The sequence below is a fragment of the Arthrobacter sp. B0316-5-4 genome (genome assembly GCF_059090325.1).
Window position 1 is genome coordinate 41,980 of sequence record NZ_JBNHFN010000003.1, and the last position, 23,483, is coordinate 65,462.

Consider the following 23,483-nt stretch of genomic DNA (forward strand, 5'->3'; position numbering starts at 1 on the left):
TACAGCGCACCACTCGAGAAAGGCCTCGCATGCCGAGCGCAGTCACCCTGGTCCGTTCAAACCGGCTGAGTTCGGCCGCGCAATATGCTTACGCGGCCACCGTACCCAAAGATGCCCGGTTGATCTTCCTGGCGGGATCGTGCCCGTTGAACGAGGACGGGACCACGGCGGGCATCGGAGATTACAAGGTGCAAGCGGAGAAGTCGTTGGAAAACATGCGCTTAGCGTTGGAAGCGGCCGGTGCCGGCATGGAAGATGTCGTTTCCACCCGCGTCCTCGTCGTATCCGTTCGTCAGGCTGATCTCGTGGCGGCATGGGAGGTCATTCGTGACGCGTTCGGCGATCATGATGTGCCGAGCACCCTCATGGGTGTCACGGTTCTGGGGTACGACCATCAACTCGTGGAAATTGAGGCCGTCGCCGCAGTGGTGGACTGAGGAAGGGGGCGGTCGAACATGCCGCTAGTGTTTTAGGCATGAACGTGATCCTCGCCGAAGTGGTTACCCCTGCCATCCTGATCGACGTCGATGTGCTGGACCGGAACATCGAACGCATGGCGTCGAGCATGCTCAGCAGGGGGCTCCGGCTTCGCCCGCACGTGAAGACGCACAAGACGCTGGAGATCGCCCGGAAGCAGTTGGCGGCCGGCGCTGAGGGGATCACTGTTGCCACCATCGGCGAGGCCGAGGTTTTCGCGGCGGACGGGGTGACGGACCTTTTCATCGCCTACCCGCTCTGGGTGGATGCGCCCCGCGCTGAACGGCTCCGTGCGCTCGCGGCCTCATGCCGCGTCGCGGTGGGCCTGGACTCGGCGGAAAGCGCGACGGCGATGGGTCACCAGATGGGCGCGGATGCGGGGCGGATTGAGGTGCTGGTCGAAATCGATAGCGGACATCACCGCAGCGGCGTGCTCCCTGACGAGGCAGTGGACGTGGCCCGGGCCGCTGCTGAAGCGGGCTTGACTGTGGCTGGCGTTTTCACGTTCCCCGGCCACAGCTACAAACCGGGAATGCCCACCGGTGCTGCCAGCAACGAAAACGAGGCGCTTGGCCTGGCAGCAGAAGCCCTGATGCGGGCTGGCTTTGAGATTTCCACCATCAGCGGGGGATCAACGCCAACGGCCCTTATCTCCGGGGAAACCGTGGCTACCGAGCTGCGCCCCGGCGTCTACGTGTTCGGCGACGCGCAGCAACTGGAACTGGAACGCTGCGGCTGGGATGACATTGCCCTGACCGTGGCCGCCACCGTCGTCAGCCGCCACGAGGCCACGGGCGGAAACGTGCGACGCGTCGTGGTGGATGCGGGCAGCAAGATCCTTGGCAGCGACCGCCCGGACTGGGCAACGGGGTACGCGCGCCTGCCTGAGTTTCCGGAGGCCAGGGTCACCGCGTTATCCGAGCATCACGCCACCGTTGTCTGGCCGGATTCCGCCGAACTCCCAGCGCTGGGTACCAGGCTTCGGGTCATCCCAAACCATGTCTGCCTGGCCATGAACCTGGTGGATGGGGTCACCGTGGTCCGCAATGGCGCCGTGGTGGACACCTGGAACGTGGCGGCCCGCGGGCGCAACAACTAAGCCACAGCCGGAACACCTTGGACGAGCGTGTGGAATTCGCGGTTGTGGTACACCAGCGGAGCTGAACTGGAAGCACTGGACCTGATATCCAGGACCTCCGCGGCCAGAAGCACGGAGCTGCCCAAAGCTGCCCGGTGGACGATTTCGCAGCGCAGCGCCCACTGGGCCTCCCTGAGGAGGGGCTCACCTGTGGGCAGCACTTCCCAGTCCATGCTTTCGGTGAAACGTGGAGCTGTCGGGTCAGCGAAAGTCCGGACGAGTTCCAACTGGTCAGCGCCTACCAGGTGCACCACGATCGTCTGGGCCGCCGCAATGACGGAAGCGGATCGCCCGCTCGTGACGGAGAACGCCAGCGTTGGTGGATCGACGGCCACCGACGCCACCGATGACGCAGTGAGCCCCACCGCGCCGTCGGGCCCTGTAGCCGTAATGACGGCCACGCCTGCCGGATGGCCGCGGAACGCGCTCTTGAAAAGCTCGCTGACTCGCGGGGATGGCAGGGGTTGGGGACGGCTCATTCAAACACCTCGGGGACTGGCTGGGATGGCGCCGGATTTCGTGCGCGCACCGGATTCGATGCTAGGACCTCAACTTATGTTGAGGTCAATTCGGGGGAATTTGATCCCCGACTGAGACGCTTTGGTAACTTCTCTGAAACCTCCGCTCCCTACGCTGGTCACATCTGTCATTGCCCGTGCCCAGGTTTCAGGAGAATCGATGCATCTTTTGCCCCGTGAGCAGGAGAAACTCATGATCGTGGTGGCCGCCGACCTTGCCCGGCGCCGCCAAGGACGCGGGCTCAAGCTCAACTACCCCGAAGCTGTGGCGATCATCAGCTACGAGCTCATCGAAGGCGCACGCGACGGCAGAACCGTCGCCCAGCTCATGAGCTACGGAACCACGCTCCTCCGCCGCGAAGACGTGATGGAAGGCGTGCCGGAAATGATCCACGACGTCCAGATCGAGGCCACCTTCCCTGACGGCACCAAGCTCGTCACCGTGCACAACCCCATCCGATAGGAGCCCCCATGATCCCCGGTGAATACAGGCTCCAACCAGGCTCCATTGCGTGCAACAGCGGCCGCGAGGCGATCGCCGTCGAAGTCGTAAACCGCGGCGACAGGCCCGTCCAGGTTGGTTCGCACTACCACTTTGCCGAGGCGAACCGCGCCCTGGAATTCGACCGCAAAGCCGCCTACGGCCGCCGCCTGGACATTCCCGCAGGCACGGCCGCGCGCTTCGAACCAGGAGACAGGAAGACTGTCCAACTGATCGAAATCGCCGGGTCCCGCGAAGTCTTCGGGCTCAGTAACGCAGTCAACGGAAAGCTCGACGGCGGAACCGGGGTTGACGGGTCAGCCCGCCCGGGCGTCGCAGCGGAAAGGGACCACCAGTGAGCTTCGAAATTCCCCGCCGGCAATACGCCGAACTGTACGGCCCGACGACAGGCGACGCCATGCGCTTGGCCGACACGGAGCTGTTCCTCGAAATCGAGAAGGACTACACAGTCCACGGCGAAGAGGTGGTGTTCGGCGGTGGCAAAGTAATCCGCGACGGCATGGGCCAAAACGGCCAGCTGACGCGCGCTGAAGACATTCCGGACACCGTCATTACCAACGTCGTCGTCCTCGACTACACCGGGATCTACAAGGCGGATATTGCCCTGAAGGACGGCCATATCTTCAAGATCGGCAAGGCCGGCAACCCGCAGATCACCGACGGCGTGGACATCGTGATCGGCGCGAGCACCGAAATCATCGCCGGTGAACGGAAAATCCTCACCGCCGGCGGCATCGACACCCACATCCACTTCATCTCCCCGGAGCAAGTACCCACTGCGTTGTGCAACGGCATCACCACCATGGTTGGCGGCGGCACAGGACCTGCCGAAGGGACCAAAGCCACCACCATCACGCCCGGTGCCTGGCACATCTCACGGATGCTCCAGGCCGTGGAAGGGCTTCCGGTCAACATCGGCCTGTTCGGAAAGGGCCACGCGTCCGCCGTCGAGCCCCTCGCAGAGCAGATCCGCGCGGGCGCCGTCGGCCTCAAAGTCCATGAGGATTGGGGCTCAACAACGTCCTCGATCGATATGTCCCTGCGCGTCGCCGACGAATACGACGTCCAGGTAGCCATCCACACCGACACCCTCAACGAGTGCGGTTTCGTGGAAGACACCATCCGGGCAATCGACGGCCGCGTCATCCACACCTTCCATACCGAAGGCGCCGGGGGAGGGCACGCGCCGGACATCATCAAGATCGCCGGACTGCCCAACGTTCTCCCCGCATCCACCAACCCCACGCTGCCGTACACCAAAAACACCATCGAAGAGCACCTGGACATGCTCATGGTCTGCCACCACCTCAACCCGGACATCCCCGAAGATGTGGCCTTCGCAGACTCCCGCATCCGCGCCGAAACGATCGCCGCCGAGGATGTCCTCCACGACCTCGGAATCTTCGCCATCACTTCCTCCGACTCCCAAGCCATGGGCCGTGTCGGTGAAGTGGTCACCCGCACCTGGCAGGTAGCCGACGCCATGAAACGCCAACGAGGGATTCTGCAGGACCCTTCCGGAACCGCCCACGGATCCGCCGAATCGGACAATTTCCGGCTCAAGCGCTACGTCGCCAAATACACCATCAACCCCGCAATCGCCCAAGGTATGGCCGACGTGATCGGCTCCGTTGAACAGGGCAAATTTGCCGACCTGGTGCTCTGGGATCCGGCGTTCTTCGGAGTGAAACCGGAACTCGTCATCAAGGGAGGCCAGATCGCCTACGCCCTCATGGGCGACTCCAACGGTTCCATCCCCACCCCCCAGCCCCGCACCATGCGACCCATGTTCGCCACCTACGGGAAAGCCCTCCAACAAACCTCCATCACGTTCCTGTCCAAGGCAGCCATCGACGCCGGAGTGCCCGCAGAACTCGGACTCGAACGCATCATCAAACCCGTCACCGGCATCCGCAACCTCACCAAAGCGGACCTCAAATACAACGGCGAAACCCCGGACATCGCCGTCGACCCCGAAACGTACAAAGTGACGGTCGACGGCGAAGAAGTCACCTCCCAGCCGTCCGACGTGCTGCCCATGGCACAGCGCTACTTCCTCTTCTAGGACCCCCATGATCATCGAAAAAATCCTCGGAAACCTGCACGAACAACCCCTGGACACCTACGCCGGCCACCACAAGGAAAAGGTGGTGCTGCCCAGCGCCCTGCTGGTCAAACGCATCCAACGCGTCACCACCGACCACGGCAAGGAACTCGGCATCCGCCTTCCCTCCGGAACTGGAGACCTCCGCGACGGCGACATCCTCGCCATCGACGACGCCAACCTCATCGTCATTTCCGTGCTGCCCACCGACGTCCTGGTGATCGCGCCCCGGAGCATCCATGAGATGGGGGTCGTGGCACATTCGCTCGGCAACAGGCATCTGCAGGCACAGTTCTTCGATGCTTCGTCCGAGTACGGGGCCGAAGTCATGGTCTGCCAGTATGACCACACGGTCGAAGACTACGTGAAGAGCGTCGGCGTCCCCTACGACAGGCAAGAGCGGGTCATGCCGGTGCCGTTCCGCCATGCTGAGCATTCGCACTAGCTATCAGCTGGCTCTCCAGCAGTTGACGGACTCCGCTTTGCCTACGGGGGCGTTTGCTCATTCTTTGGGGTTTGAGAGCTACATCGAGCGTGGGCTGGTGGGGGATGAGGGGTCTTTTGGGACGTGGCTGCGGGCGTTTGTGGGGCAGCAGTTGACCTATTCCGACGGGTTGGCTATCCGCTTCCTTTACGAGGGGATGGATGTTGGTTTGTTGGATGAGGTGTTGTCCGGGCAGTTGTTGGCTCGGGAGGTGCGGGAGGCCTCCCTGAAAATGGGCGGACGGCTCCTGGAGATCGGTGGGGAAGTTTTCCCGTCCGAGGAGTTGGAGGCTTACCGGGAGTTGGTCCGTGCCGGAAGCGCGTCGGGGCACCAGCCTTTGGCTTTTGGGGTCATCGCCCGGTCGCTGGGGGTACCCCTTGAGGAGGCGCTTTCGGCGTATCTTTTTGCCACCGTCACTTCCCTGACGCAGAACGCCGTGCGCGCCATACCGCTCGGGCAGAACGCCGGGCAGCGGGTACTTCGGGACGCGCACGACGCCGTCGCTGCCGCCATCAACGTTGTAGCACAGCTGTGCTGGGACGACTTTGGGGCAGTGAGCCCCGGACTTGAAATTTCACAGATGCGGCACGAACGGCAACGCGCCCGCATGTTCATGAGCTAAACAAGGAGGACACATGACAGAACCCATCAAGATCGGTATAGGCGGCCCCGTAGGAGCAGGCAAGACCCAGCTCGTCGAACGCATCACCCGGCACATGAGCGGCGACATCTCCATGGCCGCCATCACCAACGACATCTACACCATCGAAGATGCCAAAATCCTCGCCGCCAACGGTATCCTGCCCGAAGACCGGATCATCGGCGTCGAAACCGGCGGGTGCCCGCACACCGCCATCCGCGAAGACACCTCCATGAACACCGCGGCCATCGAAGAGCTGAAGGCACGCCACCCGGATCTGCAGGTCATCTTCGTCGAATCCGGTGGTGACAACCTCTCCGCCACCTTCAGCCCCGAGCTCGTCGACTTCTCCATCTACATCATCGACGTCGCCCAAGGCGAAAAGATCCCCCGCAAAGCCGGGCAAGGCATGATCAAATCCGACCTCTTCATCATCAACAAAACAGACCTGGCCCCGCACGTCGGGGCGGACCTGGCCATCATGGAGCGGGACTCCAAGGAGTTCCGCGGCAACAAACCGTTCTGCTTCACCAACCTCAAGACCGACGAAGGCCTGGAGGACGTCCTCAACTGGATCCGCCGCGACGTCCTCATGCTCGACTTGGCGCAGTGAGCGACTCGCTTTCCGCGGTCATCTCACCGGGGGCGGCGCCCGCGGATGAAGGGGGCCGTGCCCGCTTCGCGATGCCCGCCACGCCGCGGCCCCCTTCATCCGCAGCCGCTTCTCGCCCTGGGCGAGGGCGGTTGGAGTTGGGCGTCAGTGTGCGGGGCGGGCGGTCCGTCGCTGCTCGGCAGTTCCATGAGGGCGCTTTGCGGGTTTTGCGGCCGCATTACTTGGATCAGAGTGGGCAGGTTTGTTATGTCATGGTCAATCCGGGTGGGGCTTATCTGGGGGCGGATCTGTTCCTCATTGACGTGGAGGTCGAGGACGGGGCGGACCTGCTTCTCACGACGCAGTCGGCTACGAAGATTTACCGCACTCCGGGGTCGTTTGCTGAGCAGCGGATGAACATCAAACTGGGGGAGGGCGCCCGGTTGGAATTGGTGCCCGACCAGTTGATTGCCTACCGGGAGGCCAGCTATCGGCAGAATTCGCACATTAGCCTCCACCCGTCGTCGAGCCTTGTCATGGCTGAGGTCATCACGCCGGGATGGTCACCGGATGGCGCAGCCTTCAAGTATGAAGAGGTGCGGCTGCGCAACGAGATCTGGATCGAGGACGACGGCGGCCCCAAGTTGTTGGCGCTCGACAACCTTTTGATCCGCCCGCCTGCCAACGACGTGAGGGGGATGGGGTTCATGGAGGGCTTCAGCCATTTGGGGTCGTTGGTGGTGGTGGATTCGCGGGTGGACCAGGGGCTTGCTGACGACCTGGCCCACGTAGCGCGCGACTTTGACGCTTACACGGGGGTTTCCTTAACGCAGGCCCTTGCCGGGAGCACCGGGCTTGTGCTGCGATCGTTGTCGAACAGCACTGAGGAGCTCAACAATTTGCTGGGTGCCTGCACCGGCGTTCTGCGTGAGCGTTGGTTCGGCCAGGCGCCTTTGAACCTGAGGAAGTACTGATGACCGCGCTGACTGAGTTCGCCACCATGTACCGGGAGCGGGAGAACCTCTCCCTGCGGACCAGGTTGCTGTTCACGTTTGGTGCGGTGGCCGCATTGCATGCTGCCGCCGTCGTCCTTCTGCTCGCCGGCGCCGCTGGTGGTGCCCAGCCGCTGGCGCTGGGCCTGGTGATCACCGCCTACGTTGCGGGCGTCAAGCACAGTTACGACTGGGACCATATCGCCGCAATCGACAACTCAACCCGCAAGTTCGTCGCCCAGCACAAGGACCCCGTGAGTGTGGGTTTCGCGTTCAGCCTGGGCCACAGTTCGGTGGTGGTGCTGGCCGGGTTGCTGGTGGTAGCGGGTGCCACGCTGGTGGGGCAGTTCATGGAGGACGGCACCACAGGCAACACGGTGCTCGGCTTGATCGGGAGCGGCGTCTCGGGACTGTTCCTGCTGGCGATGGGCCTCTTTAACGGCTCGGCATTCGTCCGCGCCACCAAGCTGTACAGGGACGTCCAAGCCGGCGGCGAGGTCCGCCACGAAGACCTCGAAGCGAAAGGCTTCGTAGCCCGGCTCCTGGCCAAACCCCTGTCCAGGGTGGAGCGGCCGCGGAACATTTACGTGATCGGCTTCCTCTTCGGACTGGGCTTCGATACGGCCACCACCATCGGGCTGCTGGTGATAACCACGACGGCGTCCCTCGCCGGTGTGTCGCCGCTCGCCTTGATGGCGCTGCCGCTCGCGTTCACCGCAGCCATGACCCTGTGCGATTCCGCCAATGGCGTGGCCATGATGAAGATGTACAAATCCGCGATCAACAATCCGCAACGCAAGCTCGGCTTCAACGCGCTGATCACAGGCATCTCAGCTGTGTCGGCCCTTTTCATCTCCGTGATCACGCTTGGCGGGTTCGCTAACACCGCTTTTGGGCTGGAGGACCCGCTGACCTCCTGGCTCGGGGAAGTGGACCTCGGCGACGCGGGCCTGATCCTGGTGGCATTGTTCGCGATGGTGTGGGCTGTGTCCGTGTGGCGTGGACGGGTTGCCCGCAGGGGTTAGGAAGCCGCCACTGCGTTGAACAACCCGGTGGTGTCCACGCCGAGGTCCGGGGTGTCCAGGACATTGGTCAGGAACACCACGCAGCGATCCTGCTCAGGGAACATCCACCACTCCGTTCCGGACCAGCCAGGATGGCCGTAGATCCCCCTTGCGATCAACTCGGACTCGTTGGCCGGCAGTTGGAATCCCAATCCGGTGTGGCGAAGGGGCCTGGGCCGGGTGGTGATGTGTGAAAGCTCCGTGGTCCGCGGCCGGCGCATGGCTGCCAGGGTCGCCGGTTGGACAGCCTTGCCGGAATCCCTGAGTAACTCCGAGCCCAGATTGAGCAGGTCCGTGGCGGTTCCGAAGAGCCCGGCCCCCGGATGCCGCTGCTCGAACATGGCCCCGGCGTTCAGCCCCGCCGCTTCGGTTCCGTGCACCGTGTGTGGATTGCAGTCGGTGCTGAAAGTGAGGCCGCTTGCGCCGGTGTCAGCGGCCAAGGACAGGACCTGCTCCTCAAAAGGACGCCCATCAGCCCACTCGGCCATGGCTGCTGCACCCTCGAAAGCGATGTTGCAGTACTGGACCAGGGATCCGGCGTAGAAGGTTTGCCCCGCCGAGGTGAGGGCGTCGCGGAGGGGGACACCGTCGTCGAGCTCCGGGTCGGTGATCCCGGACCGGTGACTCAACAGGTGCTCCAGCGTCACGGTGTCGGTGCGGCCGGCCCCGAAGCCCGGAACCGCCGTCGAGAGTGCGCTGCCCAGCGACAGCTTTCCCAACTCAACCTGACGCATGACGGCTAAGGCGCTGATGGGCTTTGAAACCGAGAACAGCGCGAAGTGGTGGTCGGCTGTGGCTTGCCGCCCGCCGTCGGACCCGAAAGCCACGACGTCCTCGATCCCGTTGCTGGAAGCAATCCCCAGAACCCCCACAGGCACGCGCCCGAGGTCTACCTGCTTACGCGCCCACTCAACTGACGCCACTGTATTCACCATGACTCGAAACTATCGCAGGGATCACAGCAAAAAACTTTTCGCCGCGTGTAACCACGGCGGCCGGGCCGGAAACTAAACAAGTATCCTGCAGGTCCGGGTTCTATTTTTCAGGGGGAATCGTGCTTTCCGAGCGCGAATTGGCATTCATCGCCATTCACAAAGACAGCTATCCATCCGTCTACAAGTTCGTTTGCCGACGCGTTGAATCGGCGCATGTAGCGGAGGAAATAGCAGCGGACGTGTTTCGTGTCGTGTGGCAGAAATGGGTGGACGACTCACGCCCGGACCTCGCCTATTTGTTGACCATTGCCCGCAACCTGGTGGGCAATGCGTACCGCAGCCGCGACAGGCGGCAGGCGCTGCAGGAGAAATTGCGCACGACGGCGGTGCAGCGGTTTGGCGGCGACTCGGAAAACGTCGCGGTACAGGAAGCGATGGAACGCCTCCGGGAGAAGGACCGCGACATCCTGCAGCTGGCCTATTGGGACGGTCTGGGGATCGCCGACATCGCCACAATGCTGCAATGCAGTGAATCAGCAGCGAAAGTCCGTCTCCACCGGGCACGCGCGGCCTTCCGGAAGCAGATGCCTGCAGGGGCCGACTCGACTACAGAGAAGATGGGGGTCTGAAGACAATGGATCCGATCAAGAACCAGATTTCAGCTATCGACCCGCTCACTATCGATCCAGTGACGGAACCGAACGGCGAAGAAGCCCTGCACAAGATCCTGTCGGGATCCACGGTGTACAGCGACAGCCGTCCACTGGCCGGGGTGACGTCCCTGGAAGGCCGACGGCGGCGCAAAGCGCAGATCGCCGGCGGACTGTTGCTCGGCGCAGCCGCCGTCACCGCCGGGGTGCTTGTCGCGGCGAACTTCGGGACCGTGACCTCAACCCCGGCGCCCGCGAACACGGTGACGTCCACCGAAGCGACCCCCACGCCCAGTGCGTCCGTAACGCCGACTCCGACGGCCACCCCGTCCGCAACGCCCACGGCAAGCCCGGCTCCCACAACCACCCAGGCCCCGACACCTACAGTGCCTGCTGCGCCGACCACCGCTCCGGTGGTCCCGCCGGTGCAGGTTCCCACCAGCCAGACCTTCACCTTCCCGGACGGGCACCTGTCCTTCAAGTACCCGGTGGGTTGGAGCGTCCGGGCGGAACAGGGTCCCTTCGATCCACCCGGGACTGCGGAAGCCTCACGCATTGTGACTGTTTTCGATGCCGCGGGGGCCGAGGTAGCGCGCGTGTTCAACGGAAATTACGCGGATGGGACGGGCGGCTGGGTGAAGCGAACCGTCTATGATCGCGCCACAGTACCCGGAGTGGTGTCCACAACCTCAGCCAGTGATCCCGTGCAGTTCGGTTTCTTTGCCCATCAGGCGGCCATGATGGTTCACCCAGGAGAAACGCCTTCGACCACAGAGCTGGATCAGACGCCCACGTACGTTATGGATGTCCGCCTGGCCTCAGAGATGCAATCCGGGGAAACGGGCTCAGGTATCAATCAGATCCGCGTGCCCAACGGGATCATGAGCGCTTACGCTGTGTTCGATCCCGCCAAGCAGCCGGCCTTCGCCACACCGGAGGCGGCCAAAGCCTGGATGAAGACCACGCAGTACGCGCAGCTGAAGGCAATGTTCCTGAGCCTCAAGTACCAGTAGCGGGGGCCACTGATGGGGCCCATGGCGGGTCGCCTGTGCAAAAGCACTGTGCAGCCGCAGAACGTTATTCATTTGTCCATAACGATCGTCGCTTGAGTTTCATAGGGTTGAGGAGATCTGCTTCACAAAATCCCCCGAACTACCAAGGATGAGTTTCAACGATGAAGAGCATCGCCCTCCTGCGCGAACGAGCCACCCGCGTCATGCCTACCGGTTCCCACTGCCCGGCGTCGGGCTTGTGGAGCCCGGAATCTGACCCGGACGCAGTCCAGGTCTTCGCAGAAGGCAGCGTTCTTCCGGCCTACGAGGGCATGCCCACGGTTTGGCGGCGGCGCTCCACGGCTGAAGTACCGGCATGACCAGCACCATCCTGAACAGGCCCGCCGATTACCGCCATGTGCCGTCGGCGGAGTGGTCGGAGCTCAGCGCCGGTGATCCTGTGTGGATTTACGATGTTGCGTGGGGCGCCGGGGTAGGTCGCGTCGACGACGTTTCCAAGCACCAGGAGCTGCTGTGGGTCGTCCTAGAACCGACGGGCCGCAAGCTGATCTGCGGTACGGACGACGTCCAAGTCTGGTCCGCCTGAAAACTCGCCGAGATGGCACATGATGACAATTTCTGAGCGGATGATTGTCATCAAGTGCCATCTCGGCGTCAGTTAAACTGCCAGGACAAGGACGCTGGGAGAACCCGTCTCCACTCTGCTCACAGGCCCCTCCGGCAGTCCCGTTTCCGGGTCCAGCCTGAAGCTCGCGACGTCGTCTGAACCTTCGTTCGCGACGTACAGCCAGCCTTCGCGGACCAAGTGGTGGCGCGGCCAGTCGCCACCACACGGTACGTCCGCAAGGGGTTCGATTTCGGTGCCGTCCTCGGAGACCGCAAGCACGCAGATGCGGTTGGTTCCGCGGACACCCACGTAGGCGAAGCGGCCGTCCGGAGACAGGGCGATTTCCGCTCCCGCGTCGCCTTCCTTTGCGCCGTTGGTGCTTGCCGGAACCATCGCAGTCAGCTCGTATGTGCCGTCCGGTTGCATACGGACCGCGGCCACCTCCACCGAATACTCCGTATCCACCAACACAGTGCCGCTGTTATGGCGGGCCATGTGCCGGGGGCCCGAACCCTGGGGCAGGATCACCTGATGGTCGATCACCAGTCCCTCACCTGCCACGTACTTCCAGATGCGCACCAGGTCATGCCCCAGGTCCGTGGTCATGACCCGGCCGTCGGGCAGCATGAGGCTGGAATGCGCACGGCTCGGACGGGCCTGGTCCGGGGACGTTGCCGTGTGGGGGTCGACGGCGGCTTCCGCGCTGGTGCGCGAGGTGATGGCGCCGTCGTCGTCCAGTTCGTAGAGGATGACCTGGCCGTCGCCCCAGCAGGTGGCAACGATGAAGCGGCCCTGCGGATCCGCCGCGACGTGGCACGTGGCCTCGCCTGCGGGCCACGGTTCCCCAAAGGCCTCCAGCTCGGCGGCACTAGTCCGCCGGTAGGCCCGCACCGTTTTGCCCTCCTCCGCTACGGCATAGATCACCGGGAGCGTGGGGTGCAGGGCGAGGAATGACGGCGAGTTTGCCTCGATGGCCAAACCGACGGAGGTGAGCTGGCCACTGTCATCGGCGGAAAGGGCCGCGATACCCTTGCCGTTACCGTTCCTGTCGGCGGTGTAAGAGCCGGTCCAGATGAGTGTTTCCGCTGTTTCCATGGTCAGTGCCCCTGAACGTCTGAGTCGACGCCCGCGTCCGGTCCGGCGTCGAGCGTTTGCAATCTGGTGAGGTCGTCGTGATCCAGTTCGAAATCGAACACGTCCAGGTTCTCCTTCATCCGTTCCGGGTTGGCGGTTTTAGGGATGGCAACCAGGCCCTGCTGGACGTGCCAGCGGAGCACAACCTGGCCCGGCGTCTTTCCGTGCTTTTCACCAACGGCAGCCAGGACCGGGGCGTTCAACAACTCGCTGCTGGCGCCCAGTGGGCTGTAGGACTCGGTGATGATGCCGTTCCGTTCGTTGAAAGCCCGGGCAGCAGGCCGGGGAATCGAGGGACTGACCTGGATCTGGTTCACTGCAGGAACCACGTCCGTTTCCCGCAAAAGGCGGTCCAGGTGCGCGGGTTTGAAGTTGGAAACGCCGATGGAGCGGGCTTTTCCGGAGGCCTGCAATTCCTCGAAGGTCTTCCATGTGGAGACGAACTCGTCGCGGCGGGGGAGCGGCCAGTGAATGAGGAGCAGGTCCACGTAGTCCAATCCCAGGCGCTCCAACGAGCCGTCGAGTCCAGCGGTGGCCTTGCCGGAGCCCTGAAATTCTCCGTCCAACTTGGTGGTGATGAACAGTTCCTCCCGGCCCACCCCGCAGGCCCGGATGCCGTTGCCCACGCCTTTCTCGTTGCCGTACTTCACGGCAGTATCGATGTGCCGATACCCGCGGGATACAGCCTCCACAACGGCATCGGCCACCTGCGCGTCGTTCAGGGGCCACGTGCCCAACCCCAGTTGCGGAATCTTGTTGCCGTCGTTGAGCTCGATGAGTGGGGCTAGTGTCATGGCCGTAGGTTCCTTTCATAAAGCCGGTCGCTGAGCTCCATGTAGTCCTCGTTAACCACTTGAAGCTCAGGATGCTGATCATGCCACGCCACGATCTCCCTTGCACCGTCCGCGAAGGGAATCGTTGCCCGGTAATCCGGGACGAGTGATTTGATCTTGGAGTTGTCGAAAACTACGGAGTGGGAGCGGTCGCCCAGCAGGTTGGGCCCGAGCTCCGGGCTGTGGACGGCTATGGTTTCGGACGATACGTGGAAAAGCTCGGGCTCCGGAACGCCGGCCGCGCGCGCGAACAAGCGGTAGATCTGGTTCCACGGCAGGTACTCGTCTGAGGTGATCGTGTAGCTTTCGCCAACAGCCTGTGGCCGTCCCAGGAGCCCCACAAAAGCCTTGGCGAAATCGCGGCTGTGGGTCAAGGTCCAAAGCGAGGTCCCATCACCATGGACCATGACCGGCATGCCCGCACGCATGCGGTGGATGTCCGTCCAGCCGCCAACCATGGCAATCTTGGTCCGGTCGTAGGTATGCGACGGCCGCACCACCGTCAGCGGGAAGTCCTGCTCCCGGTACGCCTCAAACAGCACTTCCTCGCACGCGATCTTATCCCTCGAGTACTGCCAGAACGGGTTCTTCAGCGGAGTCGACTCCCTGATAGGGAGCGCCGTTGGAGGCTTCTGGTAGGCCGAAGCGGAACTGATGAACACGTACTGCCCCGTCCGCCCGCGGAACATCTCCAAGCCGGCCAGCGCCTGATCCGGGGTGAAGGAGATGAAGTCCGCTACGGCGTCGAACTCCCTTCCCTGCAGTACCTCACGCACAGCTTGGGGATCGCGGATGTCGGCATGGAGCACCTCAGCGCCGTCGGGGACCGGCCGCCCGGCTGACCGTCCCCTGTTGAGGATGGTCAGCCGGTGGCCCAGTGCGACAGCGCGTTCAGCTGCCGACGCACTGATGACCCCGGTCCCGCCGATGAACAGGATGTTCCGCGGCGAGACCGTATCCGAAGCCATTGCGAGGCTGTCGGGTGGGAGGGTGCTCACCAGGCGTAGTCCTCGGGGGCGGGACGGTGGCCCGGGAAAATATCATCGAGCCGCTTGAGTGCATCCTCGTTCAGGGAAACATCCAGTGCGCGGATGGCTGCGTCCAACTGTTCCTGGGTGCGCGGTCCGACGATCGGCGCCGTCACGGCAGGCTGGTGGAGCAACCACGCCAGTGCTACATCGCCAGACGCGTGGCCCAGCTCGTCCGCGAAATCCTCGTACTGGCGGATCTGGTCCTCATGCTTCTTGAGGGTTTCAAGCGCCCGGCCCTCCGAACGGCGCACACCCTGCTCTTCCTTCTTCAATACGCCACCCAGCAGGCCGCCCTGCAAAGGGGACCACGGGATCAGGCCAAGGCCATACTGCTGTGCAGCCGGGATGACCTCGAGCTCCAGTTCGCGCCGGAAAAGGTTGTAGATGGACTGCTCACTGACCAGTCCGGTGTAATGGCGCCGGCGGGCGGCTTCCTGTGCTTGGGCGATGTGCCAGCCGGCAAAGTTGCTGCTGCCCGAATAAAGGATCTTGCCCTGCTGGACGCCGACCTCGATGGCCTGCCAGATCTCATCCCACGGGGTATCGCGGTCGATGTGGTGGAACTGGTATATGTCGATGTAGTCCGTCTGCAGCCGTTTCAGGCTCGCATCCAGGGCCCGCCGAATGTTCAGGGCGGACAACTTGGATTCGTTGGGACGGTCGGTCATGGTGCCGTAGAGCTTGGTGGCCAGGACGGTCCGTTCGCGGCGCTCGCCGCCCTTCGCGAACCAGCGGCCGATGATCTCCTCGGTCCAACCGCGGTGCTCGGCTCCGCCATAGACGTTGGCGGTGTCAAAGAAATTGATGCCGGAGTCCAGTGCGGAGTCCATGATCGAGTGGGCGGTCGCTTCGTCGGTTTGCGGGCCAAAGTTCATGGTGCCCAAGCAGAGGCGTGAAACTTTCAGGCCGGAACGGCCCAAGTGCGTGTACTGCATAGCTGTGGGGTCCTTTTGTCTGGTTGCGTGACTACATCTGGGTGAAAGCGGCGACGGCGGGATCGGAGCCGATGCGGGCGCCCGCCTCCAATGCGGTGATTGCTGCCAATTCGGACTCGGTCAGGGTGAGGTCGGCCGCGCCAAAGTTCTCTCGCATGCGGGTGGAGTCCGCCGACTTGGGGATCACGATGGTCCCCTGGGCGAGGTGCCAGGCCAGGATCACCTGTGCAGGAGTAGTGCCGTGGGCTGCCGCCACCAAGGCCACTTGCTCGGCGTTCAAGTCCTTGCCTTGGCCCAGCGGACTGTACGCCTCTACAGCGATGCCCAGGTCGCGGCATTTGTTCGCCAAATCGCCCTGTTGATACGTGGGGTGGAGTTCGATTTGGTTGACGGCAGGCACAACCTCGGCCTTCCGGAGCAGGTTGTCTACATGGTCGGCCAGGAAGTTGGAGATGCCGATGGCCCGGATCTGCTTGTCCTGGTAAAGCTTCTCCATCTCCTCCCATGCCTGTGTGTACAGATCCTGAGAGGGGACCGGCCAGTGGATCAGGTAGAGGTCGATGACCTCCAGGCCCAGTGCGTCCCTGCTGCGCTGGAACGCGTCATAAGCCTCGCCCTGCTCGCCGTTGCGGAGCTTGGTGGTGATGAACAGTTCCTCGCGGGGAATCCCCGAGGCCGCGACGGCCGCGCCGACTCCGGCCTCGTTGCGGTACGCGGCCGCGGTGTCGATGTGGCGGTAGCCGGCCTCCAATGCATCTTCCACCACCTTCTGCGTTTCATCCGCAGGCACTTGGAATACACCAAATCCCAGCTGTGGGATGGTGACGCCGTTGTTCAATGTCAGCTCTGGCATGACGGTCTCCTTCGACTGGATGGTTTGGGTGGTGACACTCCAGAAAGCGTTTTCGGGGCTCGGTACTGAGCCTATGCAGTTTTGGGGGCTGAGTCAGCAATCCTGCCTGATCCTGTTTTTCCTAGGTCTGGTAGTCCTACCCAAAATGGTGGTCTTTCAAGCACCCGGAACGGCAGAATGGACGGATGGGTCAAAGCGCGGAGTTCGGTAAATTCCTCAAAGTCATGCGTGCCCGCCTCTCACCCGACGACGCCGGGACGCAGGAGTCGGGCGGTTCCCGCCGTGTCCCCGGGCTCCGTCGCGAAGAGGTTGCCAGGCTCTCGGGCGTCAGCACCGACTACTACACGCGGCTGGAGCAGGGCCGCAATATCCACCCCTCCAAGGCTGTCCTGGAATCCGTGGGACGGGCCCTCCGACTGGACGCGGGGGAGCAAGCGCACATGATGGACCTGCTGGAACACTGTGCCAGCTCCTCCGGCAGCCCTGGCCCCGTGCAAAAGGTGCGTCCGGCGTTGCGGCAGCTGCTTGATGCCGTCGGGGATGTTCCGGCGATGGTGCTGGGCAGGCGGGCGGACGTCCTGGCGGGCAACCGGATGGCGCACCAGCTCTTCACCGATTTCTCCTCGCTGCCTGCACCCGAACGCAACCTGACGCGTTGGATCATCCTGGATCCAGCGGCGGGGCGCCTGTTCAGGGACTGGAAAACGGTGGCTGCCGAAGCGGTCGGCGCGCTGCGCATGGACGTCGGCAGGCATCCGAATGATCCCCAAACCAACCAGCTGGTGGGTGAACTCGCCGTGCACAGCGAACACTTCCGCCAGTGGTGGGCCGGTCACCGCGTGGCCACCAGGTCCGCCGGCACCGTCCGGCTGCACCACCCCGTGGTGGGGGACCTGGAACTGAACTTTGAAACCCTCAGTCTCCCGGACGACCCCGACCAGTTGCTGAGGGTGTATTCCGCGAAGGCGGGCTCGCCGTCGTCGGACGCTTTGACGCTGCTCAACTTCGGCGACGTGGGCACCCAAATCCTGGCTGATGCACCCGAAACAGCCCGCCCAGATGGCAGTTAATGACAGCCCGGAGCCCCGGAACTGTCATTAACTGCCGTCTCGCGGGCTAATCAGCGCTCCAGGCGGAAACCAAGCTTGATGGTGACCTGCCAGTCGGCCACGGCGCCGTCCTCGAGGTGGCCGCGGATTTCCTTGACCTCAAACCAGTCCAGGTTCCGGAGGGTCTGGGAGGCTGTGGCGATGCCGTTCTTGATCGCGTCGTCAACGCCTTCGCTGGAAGTTCCTACAATTTCGGAAACGCTATATGTGTGGCCAGCCATGGTGCTCCTCATCAACGTCTTGCGAATATTCGGAAAGGAAAATCAGACCCGCCAAGCAGGCCGTCCAAGCAGACTAGCCCACTGACCTCCGGGCGGCCAGAGCTTGCGCGGGCCTAGCTTTCACGCCAGTCATTGCTGGTAATGTGCGATCCCGCCTGCGGTCCCATTTGCAGCATTCCGCCGTCCACGGGCCACGAGGCCCCATTGACATAGCTGGACGCCGGGGAGGCCAGGAACGCAATGACCGCGGCGATCTCCCGAGCATCCCCAGGACGGCCCAGCGGCACTCCGGGCCGTTCTTTCGTGCTCGGATCCTCGTCTTCCTGGCCCGTCATGGGGGTCGCGATCTCGCCCGGCGCCACGTTGTTCGCGGTGATTCCGTACTCGGCCAGTTCCAGGGCCATGGTTTTGATGAGCCCACCCAGGCCGTGCTTGGAGGCGTCGTAAGCCGAGGCGCCAACCCGGGGTTGGAACTCGTGCACGCTGGTCACCGCGATGATGCGTCCGCCGCGTCCCGCTTTGACCATGCGTTTAGCCGCAGTCTGCATGGCAACGAAGGCGCCATTGAGGTTGGTGTCCAGGGTGGACATCCAGGTGTCGTAGTCGAGCTCCAGGAACTTGGTGCCGTCGCCGGTGCCGGAGTTGTTGACGAAGACGTCGACGCCACCGAGTTCATCGGCCAGCTTCCCGATGGCGGCAGCTGTTCCCCGGACGTCCGTGGTGTCCAGTTGCTGGAGCACGGCTTTGCGGCCCAACGCCCGGACCTCCTCCGCGGTTTCTTCGGCGCCCTGCTGATCCGAGTGCCAGGTGACGCCTACGTCCATGCCGGCCTGGGCCAAAGCCACCGCGGTAGCCCGTCCGATGCCTGAATCCGATCCCGTGACGATGGCGGTCTGCGGGGAAAATGGTGCGTCGCTCATGGTCCTGCCTTTCGGTCGTGTGATCGTTCCGATGCCTTATCCCTACCCGGACCCGCCGCGCCGTAAACACCCGTGTCTCTGGGCTTATCCCGGCGGATCAGGATGGAGTGTAGATTTCTTGCAGCAGCACCCAGTAAATCCCCAGAACCAGGAGTACTCATGTCAGAAGTAATTGTGGTCGGCGTCGACAACAGCGAAACGGCCAAACGTGCGGCAGTGGCAGCAGCGAAGCTCGCCACCGCGCTCGGTGCCGAACTGCACGTGATCAGCGGCTTCTCCGACGATCGCATCGAAGAATTCGGCAGCGGCAGCGACCGCATTACTGTCTCTTCGGCGGACTCGGCAGAATATGTTGCCCGCAAGGTCTCCGAGGAGCTGGACATTCCTTCCGCTAACGTCAAGTACTTCGCTGCGCGCGGCACGCCGGCCAACGCCCTCATCAACTACGCCGAGTCCAACAACGCCTCGCTGATCGTGGTGGGCAACAAGCGCATGAAGGGCCTGGGCCGCGTCCTGGGCAGCATCGCGAACAGCGTTGCTCACGGCGCACCCTGCGACGTCTACATCGTGAACACGGACGTGGACGCTTAAGCCCGAATTGAGGTGACAGAGGCCGTTGTGGATGCCCACAACGGCCTCTGCTGCTACACCCCGGTACTTAGTGGCCTTGGAACGCCTCCGCCAGCCACCACGAGCCGCCGTCTGAGGCGATCTTGGCGTCGATGACCAGTGGCCGGTCCTGCGTCCCGGCTTCGTAGGCTGCGATCCACGGGCGCACGGCGTCCAGGTCCGCTACGGTCCTGACGGTGACTCCGTGAGCCCCGAAGCCGCGGGCAATCGCGGCGATGTCGGTGTCCGGGAACACCACGCTGGACAGCTCCTCCGGGGAATGCTGCGACGCGAAGTGGTGTACTTCGGCCCCATAGGCGGCGTCGTTATAGACGATGCAGACCAATGGCAGTTTCAGCCGTGCAGCTGTCTCCAGCTCGCTGATCCCCATGAGGAATCCGCCATCGCCGGCGCCCAGGACAGGCAGCCGGTTCGGTTGGGCAACGGCCGCGCCGATCGCCGTGTACAACCCCAGCCCAATGGCCTGGAACGCTTGCGTGAAGCAGAAGCCGAACTCGTCCGGCACGGCAAGGTACTGGCTGGGATAGCCCATGAAGTTCCCCGAATCCACCGCGACGATCCTTTCCGTCGGAAGCATGGTGTCGAGCTCGCGGGTCAGCACGCGCGGATCAATGGACGTCGCCGTGGACAGGTCCGGCGTTTCGACGTCCCGCCAACGCGACCCCTGCTTGATGGCCAGGGCGTTGGCTTCGGTACGGAACTTCCCGGCCGGTTCGGCTTGCACGTCCTTGAGAGCTGACAAGACATCCGAGGCGGTCAGCGCGGCATCGCCCAACACTCCCAGCGAGATGGGCCGGTTGGCGCCCAGGGCAGCGTCTTCGACGTCGATCTGCACTACCTTCGCGTCGGCAGAAATCAGCCGCCCGTGCCGCATGGTCCACATGTTCAGCGCGCAACCCCAGCCCACAATCAGGTCGGCGCCGCTGATCAACTCTGCCGTCAGCGGCGAAGAGAACCCACCCGAAATCCCCAGGTTGTGCGAGTCGCCGTTGAACAGGCCATTGGCTACTGCGGAGGTGGCCACCAACGCGCCGGCGTGCCGGGCCAACTCCAGGATTTCCTCCCGGGCAGCCCGGCCACCGCGACCGGCAACAAAGACCGGGCGTTCCGCCGCGGCGATCAGCGCCGCCAGTTGTTCAACTGCGGCAGCGTCCGGCCGCACCTTCAGCGGTTGAGGCACGACGACGGCACCCACCTCGTCTGCGGCGGCTCCACTTTGGACGTCCAACGGCAAGCTCAGGACCACTGTGCGGCGCTCATTCACTGCCCTGCGAAAAGCTCGGACGGTGTCAGCAACGGCCGTCGCGGGGGAGTGGATCCGTTCCGCCACGGCCCCAACGCTGCCGGCCAGGGCATCCTGGTCGATCTTGAAGTTCGATCGGATGGCCGCGGCCTGGGTATCGGCCGTGAGCACGATCATGGGTGTGCGGCTCTTGGCTGCCTCACCAACTCCGGTGATGGCGTTTGTGAGGCCGCAACCCTGGTGCGTAGTCACCACGCCAACCTTGCCCGACATTCGCGTGTAGGCGTCCGCCATGGTTGCCGCACCGCCCTCGTGCCGGGCCGCGGTGAACGGGATACCGGACTCCATCAGCGTGCTGGTGACGTCAAAATTGCCGCTGCCCACCACCCCAAAAACATGCCCGACGCCGAGCTTCGCCAACGTCCGCCCGACGAGCGTGGAAACCCTCACCTGCTCACTCATGCGCGCTCCACCAACGCGTACACGCGGCTGGGGCTGCCTGTGCCGCCCACAATCGGCAGCGGGGCGACAACCAGCGTGGCGCCCGTGACCGGCAGGCGGTCCACATTGCGAAGGGACGTTACCCCGTACTTGTCCGCGCCGAGGAGGAACGAGTGGACCGGGAACATCGGATCCAGTGCGCCCGCCTGGCCTGCGTCGATGCCCACCGTTTCCACCCCGAAACCACTGAGTGAGGCGTTTCCGGCCAGCCACTTGGCACCCGCCGCAGAGACACCGGGAGTGTGGGGTCCGGCGTCGTCCGCGTTGACGAAAGCCGTAGCGTCGGCGCCCCGGGCGGACCACCCGGTGCGGAAGACGATCCAGCAGTTCTCCGGAAACGCACCATGCTCTTCCTGCCACTGCTCAAAGTGTTCGGGCTCCAGCAGGAAATCAGGGTTGGCCGCCACCTCGGCTGTCTTGTCGATCACCGCGATGGGCCCAACCAGGCGGTGGGGTTCGATCTGGTCCACGGATTTGCCGTCCTTGCCTGTGATCCAGTGGACGGGAGCGTCCAGGTGCGTCCCGGCATGCTCCCCGACGGTGACGTCGTTCCACGCCCAAGCCGGTCCGGCGTCGTCGAAATTACTCACTGGCGAGACGGACAGCCCAACCGTATTCGCGAACGGCTGCGGCAGGTTCAGGATGGGGGTTTCGGAGCTGAGCGGGGTGGTGAGGTCGATGATTTCCACCGAGCCATTCGAAAGGGCTGCTGTGAGCCCGGCCAGAACAGACATTGTTCTCCTATCGCTTGCGTGGTTTCAGTGCTTTTTGATCAATTTTTGTGCCACCAAGTGCCCCGAGCTGCCCGACAGCCCCGGCCCCGGATGGGTGGACGCTCCGATGTGCCAGAGTCCCTTGACGGCAGTTTGGTGTCCCGCGGCTGCGGGGAAGGGCCGCCACAAAAGGTTCTGGAACAGCTCAGCCGAGCCGCCATAGGGGTCGCCCTTGACTGCGTTAAGGTTGGCTGCGGACAAGTCCGTGGGTGCAAGGATGTCTGACGCCAGGACCGTGTCACGGGTCCCTGGCGCGAACTGTTCCAAACGCGCCAGCACACGGTCCAGGTAGGCCTGCTTCAGCTCGTCCGTCCAGCCTTCGCTGACGTCGAGCTTTCCCGCAGCGTCACCCACCGGAGCAAAGGGCACTTCCTGCAACTGCAGCCACAGCGTCGCCTTGCCTTCCGGTGCCCGTGACGGATCCAACACGTATTGCTGGCCCACCACCACCGTTGGCTCAGTGGGCAGGAAGCCGGCTTCAGCTTGGGCGCAGGCGATTCCTGTGCTGTCCGAACCGTTGCTGATATGCACCAGCGGAACCCGGTTGAGCCGGGAATCGAGCCACTCCACAGGTTTGTCGAGGGCGAGGTGGATCTGCATGGCTCCGCGGCCGTTCTGGTATTTTTCAGCTGCCGAGGCAGCGGCGGCAGGCGGCCGGCGGAGGAGTTGGGTGTAGAGGGCCTGCGGCGAAACGTTCGCCAGGACGGTCCCGGCGGGGACCACGCCATTCGAGGTCCGAACTCCCTTCACAGATCCTGCGCCGGCCAGGATCTCTTCGGCCTCAGTTCCCAGCATGATCCGCACCCCGTTGTCCTGCAGGAGCGACTCAAAAGCGGTAACAAACCGCGAGGCACCGCCCTTGACCACCGGAAGGCCGAATCCGTGCATGCTCATGGCCATCACCGGCAACATGATCCCGCCTGTCGCCTGGTCCGGGCCGAGCCCTGCGTGCAGGAGCCAGGGTGACCACAGCTGGTCGGCTTCCCAACCATCAAAACGGCTGCGGACGAAGTTCCGGCCGCTCATCACCGAGTCCCTCATGAAGGCTTCCGTACCGGCCAGGCGGCCCCGCCGCAACGCCCCGAACGCGATCTTCGCGACCTCCTTGAAGGAACGGAGTTCAGCGGCAAAGGCCCCGAAGACAGTACCGGCGTTGCTGCCCAGGTCATCCAGCATGGCCAAGTACGCAGCCTGGTCCGAGGAGACCTTGAACGCTGCGGCCGTTTCCGCCGGGTCCCGCTGAGCAATGACCACGCGGTGGGCTCCGCTCGCCGGGTCAACAGCCACACTGGCCGTCACCCCGTCGGTGGTGTTGCAGTACTCCAAGCCCCTGTCATGCAGTTCCTTGCCCAAGCTTGCATATGCACCGCCGGAAACAAAGAGCGGATGCCAGGAAGAGAACGTGTCGTGAATGAAGCCCGGAAGGGTTCGCTCCGCGGAGTGGATGAAGCCGCCCAGCCGGTCCGAGCGTTCGATGATGCACACGCGCTTCCCGTCCAGGGCAAGCTCGGCCGCAGCGACCAGGGAGTTGATGCCCGAACCAATGATGGCGACGTCAACGGGATCGTTCATACGGAACCGCTC

General features: G+C 63.6%; 28 protein-coding genes. 16 read left to right on the forward strand and 12 right to left on the reverse strand.

All coding sequences use genetic code 11. The features are described from left to right. Positions 1-29 precede the first annotated feature (29 nt). Both AC5RU9_RS08635 and AC5RU9_RS08640 read left to right on the forward strand, forming a co-directional pair. Positions 30-437, forward strand: coding sequence for a RidA family protein (locus AC5RU9_RS08635; RefSeq protein ID WP_494016106.1), 408 nt, complete (start codon positions 30-32; stop codon positions 435-437). A 38-nt stretch (positions 438-475) separates the two neighbouring features. After that, positions 476-1,576, forward strand: a complete 1,101-nt coding sequence (locus AC5RU9_RS08640) for a D-TA family PLP-dependent enzyme (protein WP_494016107.1) — start codon at positions 476-478, stop codon at positions 1,574-1,576. Here the strand turns inward: AC5RU9_RS08640 and AC5RU9_RS08645 are convergent. Beyond that, the gene (locus AC5RU9_RS08645) at positions 1,573-2,094 is read right to left on the reverse strand and encodes a flavin reductase family protein (protein ID WP_494016108.1); all 522 of its coding nucleotides are present in this window, start codon (positions 2,092-2,094) and stop codon (positions 1,573-1,575) included. The two genes, AC5RU9_RS08640 and AC5RU9_RS08645, sit on opposite strands and share 4 nt — an antisense overlap. Before the next feature lie 199 nt (positions 2,095-2,293). On the opposite strand from AC5RU9_RS08645, the gene AC5RU9_RS08650 reads away from it, so the two are divergent. From AC5RU9_RS08650 to AC5RU9_RS08685, 8 genes are all read left to right on the forward strand, one after another. Then, on the forward strand, positions 2,294-2,596 hold the full coding sequence (locus tag AC5RU9_RS08650) for an urease subunit gamma (protein WP_211711008.1): 303 nt from the start codon (positions 2,294-2,296) through the stop codon (positions 2,594-2,596). Positions 2,597-2,604: 8 nt separating this feature from the next. Then, positions 2,605-2,973 (forward strand): urease subunit beta, encoded by a 369-nt coding sequence (locus tag AC5RU9_RS08655; RefSeq protein ID WP_494016109.1) that lies wholly within the window; start codon positions 2,605-2,607, stop codon positions 2,971-2,973. Beyond that, positions 2,970-4,700: an urease subunit alpha gene (ureC, locus tag AC5RU9_RS08660; protein ID WP_494016110.1), complete on the forward strand. Its 1,731-nt coding sequence runs from the start codon at positions 2,970-2,972 to the stop codon at positions 4,698-4,700. The genes AC5RU9_RS08655 and ureC overlap by 4 nt, the downstream gene beginning before the upstream one ends. Positions 4,701-4,707: 7 nt before the next feature. Next, on the forward strand, positions 4,708-5,184 hold the full coding sequence (ureE, locus tag AC5RU9_RS08665; protein ID WP_494016111.1) for an urease accessory protein UreE: 477 nt from the start codon (positions 4,708-4,710) through the stop codon (positions 5,182-5,184). Then, the gene (locus tag AC5RU9_RS08670) at positions 5,165-5,845 is read left to right on the forward strand and encodes an urease accessory protein UreF (RefSeq protein WP_494016112.1); all 681 of its coding nucleotides are present in this window, start codon (positions 5,165-5,167) and stop codon (positions 5,843-5,845) included. Before ureE ends, AC5RU9_RS08670 begins: the two co-directional genes overlap by 20 nt. Before the next feature lie 13 nt (positions 5,846-5,858). Beyond that, positions 5,859-6,476 carry an urease accessory protein UreG gene (ureG, locus tag AC5RU9_RS08675; protein WP_494016113.1) on the forward strand — a complete coding sequence of 206 codons (618 nt, stop codon included), beginning with the start codon at positions 5,859-5,861 and terminating at the stop codon, positions 6,474-6,476. Between the two features lie 71 nt (positions 6,477-6,547). After that, complete coding sequence (locus tag AC5RU9_RS08680; RefSeq protein ID WP_494016624.1) at positions 6,548-7,429, forward strand: urease accessory protein UreD; 882 nt, start codon at positions 6,548-6,550, stop codon at positions 7,427-7,429. Further along, positions 7,429-8,472 carry a HoxN/HupN/NixA family nickel/cobalt transporter gene (locus tag AC5RU9_RS08685; protein WP_494016114.1) on the forward strand — a complete coding sequence of 348 codons (1,044 nt, stop codon included), beginning with the start codon at positions 7,429-7,431 and terminating at the stop codon, positions 8,470-8,472. The genes AC5RU9_RS08680 and AC5RU9_RS08685 overlap by 1 nt, the downstream gene beginning before the upstream one ends. Here AC5RU9_RS08685 and AC5RU9_RS08690 read toward each other — a convergent pair. Then, positions 8,469-9,446: a serine hydrolase domain-containing protein gene (locus tag AC5RU9_RS08690; RefSeq protein ID WP_494016115.1), complete on the reverse strand. Its 978-nt coding sequence runs from the start codon at positions 9,444-9,446 to the stop codon at positions 8,469-8,471. The two genes, AC5RU9_RS08685 and AC5RU9_RS08690, sit on opposite strands and share 4 nt — an antisense overlap. 119 nt (positions 9,447-9,565) lie before the next feature. Between AC5RU9_RS08690 and AC5RU9_RS08695 the strand changes: the two genes are divergently transcribed. From AC5RU9_RS08695 to AC5RU9_RS08710, 4 genes are all read left to right on the forward strand, one after another. Further along, a complete protein-coding gene (locus AC5RU9_RS08695; RefSeq protein WP_211711000.1) occupies positions 9,566-10,075 on the forward strand; it encodes an RNA polymerase sigma factor in 510 nt (169 codons plus the stop codon). A 5-nt stretch (positions 10,076-10,080) separates the two neighbouring features. Then, on the forward strand, positions 10,081-11,109 hold the full coding sequence (locus AC5RU9_RS08700) for a hypothetical protein (protein WP_494016116.1): 1,029 nt from the start codon (positions 10,081-10,083) through the stop codon (positions 11,107-11,109). Positions 11,110-11,270: 161 nt separating this feature from the next. After that, positions 11,271-11,468: a hypothetical protein gene (locus tag AC5RU9_RS08705; protein WP_211710998.1), complete on the forward strand. Its 198-nt coding sequence runs from the start codon at positions 11,271-11,273 to the stop codon at positions 11,466-11,468. Beyond that, positions 11,465-11,695 (forward strand): hypothetical protein, encoded by a 231-nt coding sequence (locus AC5RU9_RS08710; protein WP_211710997.1) that lies wholly within the window; start codon positions 11,465-11,467, stop codon positions 11,693-11,695. The genes AC5RU9_RS08705 and AC5RU9_RS08710 overlap by 4 nt, the downstream gene beginning before the upstream one ends. A gap of 72 nt (positions 11,696-11,767) precedes the next feature. Here AC5RU9_RS08710 and AC5RU9_RS08715 read toward each other — a convergent pair whose 3' ends face one another. From AC5RU9_RS08715 to AC5RU9_RS08735, 5 genes are read right to left on the reverse strand one after another with little or no spacing between them, the layout of a single operon-like run. Then, positions 11,768-12,811, reverse strand: coding sequence for a lactonase family protein (locus tag AC5RU9_RS08715; protein ID WP_494016117.1), 1,044 nt, complete (start codon positions 12,809-12,811; stop codon positions 11,768-11,770). 2 nt (positions 12,812-12,813) lie between these two features. Further along, positions 12,814-13,644, reverse strand: coding sequence for an aldo/keto reductase (locus tag AC5RU9_RS08720; protein WP_494016118.1), 831 nt, complete (start codon positions 13,642-13,644; stop codon positions 12,814-12,816). Continuing rightward, positions 13,641-14,651: an SDR family oxidoreductase gene (locus AC5RU9_RS08725; protein WP_494016625.1), complete on the reverse strand. Its 1,011-nt coding sequence runs from the start codon at positions 14,649-14,651 to the stop codon at positions 13,641-13,643. The genes AC5RU9_RS08720 and AC5RU9_RS08725 overlap by 4 nt, the downstream gene beginning before the upstream one ends. Positions 14,652-14,677: 26 nt before the next feature. Continuing rightward, positions 14,678-15,649, reverse strand: a complete 972-nt coding sequence (locus tag AC5RU9_RS08730) for an aldo/keto reductase (RefSeq protein ID WP_494016119.1) — start codon at positions 15,647-15,649, stop codon at positions 14,678-14,680. A 31-nt stretch (positions 15,650-15,680) separates the two neighbouring features. After that, complete coding sequence (locus AC5RU9_RS08735) at positions 15,681-16,502, reverse strand: aldo/keto reductase (RefSeq protein WP_494016120.1); 822 nt, start codon at positions 16,500-16,502, stop codon at positions 15,681-15,683. 185 nt (positions 16,503-16,687) lie between these two features. Between AC5RU9_RS08735 and AC5RU9_RS08740 the strand changes: the two genes are divergently transcribed. Then, entirely contained in the window at positions 16,688-17,572 is an 885-nt protein-coding gene (locus AC5RU9_RS08740; RefSeq protein WP_494016121.1) for a helix-turn-helix transcriptional regulator, read from the forward strand. A 50-nt stretch (positions 17,573-17,622) separates the two neighbouring features. On the opposite strand, the gene AC5RU9_RS08745 is transcribed toward AC5RU9_RS08740, so the two are convergent. Continuing rightward, positions 17,623-17,832 (reverse strand): dodecin, encoded by a 210-nt coding sequence (locus AC5RU9_RS08745; RefSeq protein WP_211710990.1) that lies wholly within the window; start codon positions 17,830-17,832, stop codon positions 17,623-17,625. 113 nt (positions 17,833-17,945) lie between these two features. Then, the gene (locus tag AC5RU9_RS08750; protein ID WP_494016122.1) at positions 17,946-18,752 is read right to left on the reverse strand and encodes an SDR family oxidoreductase; all 807 of its coding nucleotides are present in this window, start codon (positions 18,750-18,752) and stop codon (positions 17,946-17,948) included. A 159-nt stretch (positions 18,753-18,911) separates the two neighbouring features. On the opposite strand from AC5RU9_RS08750, the gene AC5RU9_RS08755 reads away from it, so the two are divergent. After that, the gene (locus AC5RU9_RS08755) at positions 18,912-19,343 is read left to right on the forward strand and encodes a universal stress protein (RefSeq protein ID WP_494016123.1); all 432 of its coding nucleotides are present in this window, start codon (positions 18,912-18,914) and stop codon (positions 19,341-19,343) included. 67 nt (positions 19,344-19,410) lie between these two features. Here AC5RU9_RS08755 and AC5RU9_RS08760 read toward each other — a convergent pair whose 3' ends face one another. The 3 genes from AC5RU9_RS08760 to AC5RU9_RS08770 are packed head-to-tail and all read right to left on the reverse strand — an operon-like array spanning position 19,411 to position 23,471. Then, complete coding sequence (locus tag AC5RU9_RS08760; protein ID WP_494016124.1) at positions 19,411-21,087, reverse strand: thiamine pyrophosphate-binding protein; 1,677 nt, start codon at positions 21,085-21,087, stop codon at positions 19,411-19,413. Further along, on the reverse strand, positions 21,084-21,860 hold the full coding sequence (locus tag AC5RU9_RS08765) for a cyclase family protein (protein WP_494016125.1): 777 nt from the start codon (positions 21,858-21,860) through the stop codon (positions 21,084-21,086). The genes AC5RU9_RS08760 and AC5RU9_RS08765 overlap by 4 nt, the downstream gene beginning before the upstream one ends. Positions 21,861-21,884: 24 nt before the next feature. Then, complete coding sequence (locus tag AC5RU9_RS08770) at positions 21,885-23,471, reverse strand: phytoene desaturase family protein (RefSeq protein WP_494016126.1); 1,587 nt, start codon at positions 23,469-23,471, stop codon at positions 21,885-21,887. Positions 23,472-23,483 lie beyond the last annotated feature (12 nt).

What these genes read in the sequence shown, in the direction of transcription:
- AC5RU9_RS08655 (WP_494016109.1), top strand. Translation starts at nt 2,605, where the DNA reads ATGATCCCCGGTGAATACAGGCTCCAACCAGGCTCCATTGCGTGCAAC.
- ureE (WP_494016111.1), top strand. Translation starts at nt 4,708, where the DNA reads ATGATCATCGAAAAAATCCTCGGAAACCTGCACGAACAACCCCTGGAC.
- AC5RU9_RS08645 (WP_494016108.1), bottom strand. Translation starts at nt 2,094, where the DNA reads ATGAGCCGTCCCCAACCCCTGCCATCCCCGCGAGTCAGCGAGCTTTTC.
- AC5RU9_RS08650 (WP_211711008.1), top strand. Translation starts at nt 2,294, where the DNA reads ATGCATCTTTTGCCCCGTGAGCAGGAGAAACTCATGATCGTGGTGGCC.
- AC5RU9_RS08700 (WP_494016116.1), top strand. Translation starts at nt 10,081, where the DNA reads ATGGATCCGATCAAGAACCAGATTTCAGCTATCGACCCGCTCACTATC.
- AC5RU9_RS08765 (WP_494016125.1), bottom strand. Translation starts at nt 21,860, where the DNA reads ATGTCTGTTCTGGCCGGGCTCACAGCAGCCCTTTCGAATGGCTCGGTG.
- AC5RU9_RS08730 (WP_494016119.1), bottom strand. Translation starts at nt 15,649, where the DNA reads ATGCAGTACACGCACTTGGGCCGTTCCGGCCTGAAAGTTTCACGCCTC.
- AC5RU9_RS08745 (WP_211710990.1), bottom strand. Translation starts at nt 17,832, where the DNA reads ATGGCTGGCCACACATATAGCGTTTCCGAAATTGTAGGAACTTCCAGC.
- AC5RU9_RS08670 (WP_494016112.1), top strand. Translation starts at nt 5,165, where the DNA reads ATGCTGAGCATTCGCACTAGCTATCAGCTGGCTCTCCAGCAGTTGACG.
- AC5RU9_RS08705 (WP_211710998.1), top strand. Translation starts at nt 11,271, where the DNA reads ATGAAGAGCATCGCCCTCCTGCGCGAACGAGCCACCCGCGTCATGCCT.
- ureG (WP_494016113.1), top strand. Translation starts at nt 5,859, where the DNA reads ATGACAGAACCCATCAAGATCGGTATAGGCGGCCCCGTAGGAGCAGGC.
- AC5RU9_RS08735 (WP_494016120.1), bottom strand. Translation starts at nt 16,502, where the DNA reads ATGCCAGAGCTGACATTGAACAACGGCGTCACCATCCCACAGCTGGGA.
- AC5RU9_RS08715 (WP_494016117.1), bottom strand. Translation starts at nt 12,811, where the DNA reads ATGGAAACAGCGGAAACACTCATCTGGACCGGCTCTTACACCGCCGAC.
- AC5RU9_RS08680 (WP_494016624.1), top strand. Translation starts at nt 6,548, where the DNA reads ATGCCCGCCACGCCGCGGCCCCCTTCATCCGCAGCCGCTTCTCGCCCT.
- AC5RU9_RS08770 (WP_494016126.1), bottom strand. Translation starts at nt 23,471, where the DNA reads ATGAACGATCCCGTTGACGTCGCCATCATTGGTTCGGGCATCAACTCC.
- AC5RU9_RS08750 (WP_494016122.1), bottom strand. Translation starts at nt 18,752, where the DNA reads ATGAGCGACGCACCATTTTCCCCGCAGACCGCCATCGTCACGGGATCG.
- AC5RU9_RS08755 (WP_494016123.1), top strand. Translation starts at nt 18,912, where the DNA reads ATGTCAGAAGTAATTGTGGTCGGCGTCGACAACAGCGAAACGGCCAAA.
- AC5RU9_RS08740 (WP_494016121.1), top strand. Translation starts at nt 16,688, where the DNA reads ATGGGTCAAAGCGCGGAGTTCGGTAAATTCCTCAAAGTCATGCGTGCC.
- AC5RU9_RS08725 (WP_494016625.1), bottom strand. Translation starts at nt 14,651, where the DNA reads ATGGCTTCGGATACGGTCTCGCCGCGGAACATCCTGTTCATCGGCGGG.
- AC5RU9_RS08760 (WP_494016124.1), bottom strand. Translation starts at nt 21,087, where the DNA reads ATGAGTGAGCAGGTGAGGGTTTCCACGCTCGTCGGGCGGACGTTGGCG.
- AC5RU9_RS08635 (WP_494016106.1), top strand. Translation starts at nt 30, where the DNA reads ATGCCGAGCGCAGTCACCCTGGTCCGTTCAAACCGGCTGAGTTCGGCC.
- AC5RU9_RS08710 (WP_211710997.1), top strand. Translation starts at nt 11,465, where the DNA reads ATGACCAGCACCATCCTGAACAGGCCCGCCGATTACCGCCATGTGCCG.
- AC5RU9_RS08640 (WP_494016107.1), top strand. Translation starts at nt 476, where the DNA reads ATGAACGTGATCCTCGCCGAAGTGGTTACCCCTGCCATCCTGATCGAC.
- AC5RU9_RS08685 (WP_494016114.1), top strand. Translation starts at nt 7,429, where the DNA reads ATGACCGCGCTGACTGAGTTCGCCACCATGTACCGGGAGCGGGAGAAC.
- AC5RU9_RS08690 (WP_494016115.1), bottom strand. Translation starts at nt 9,446, where the DNA reads ATGGTGAATACAGTGGCGTCAGTTGAGTGGGCGCGTAAGCAGGTAGAC.
- AC5RU9_RS08720 (WP_494016118.1), bottom strand. Translation starts at nt 13,644, where the DNA reads ATGACACTAGCCCCACTCATCGAGCTCAACGACGGCAACAAGATTCCG.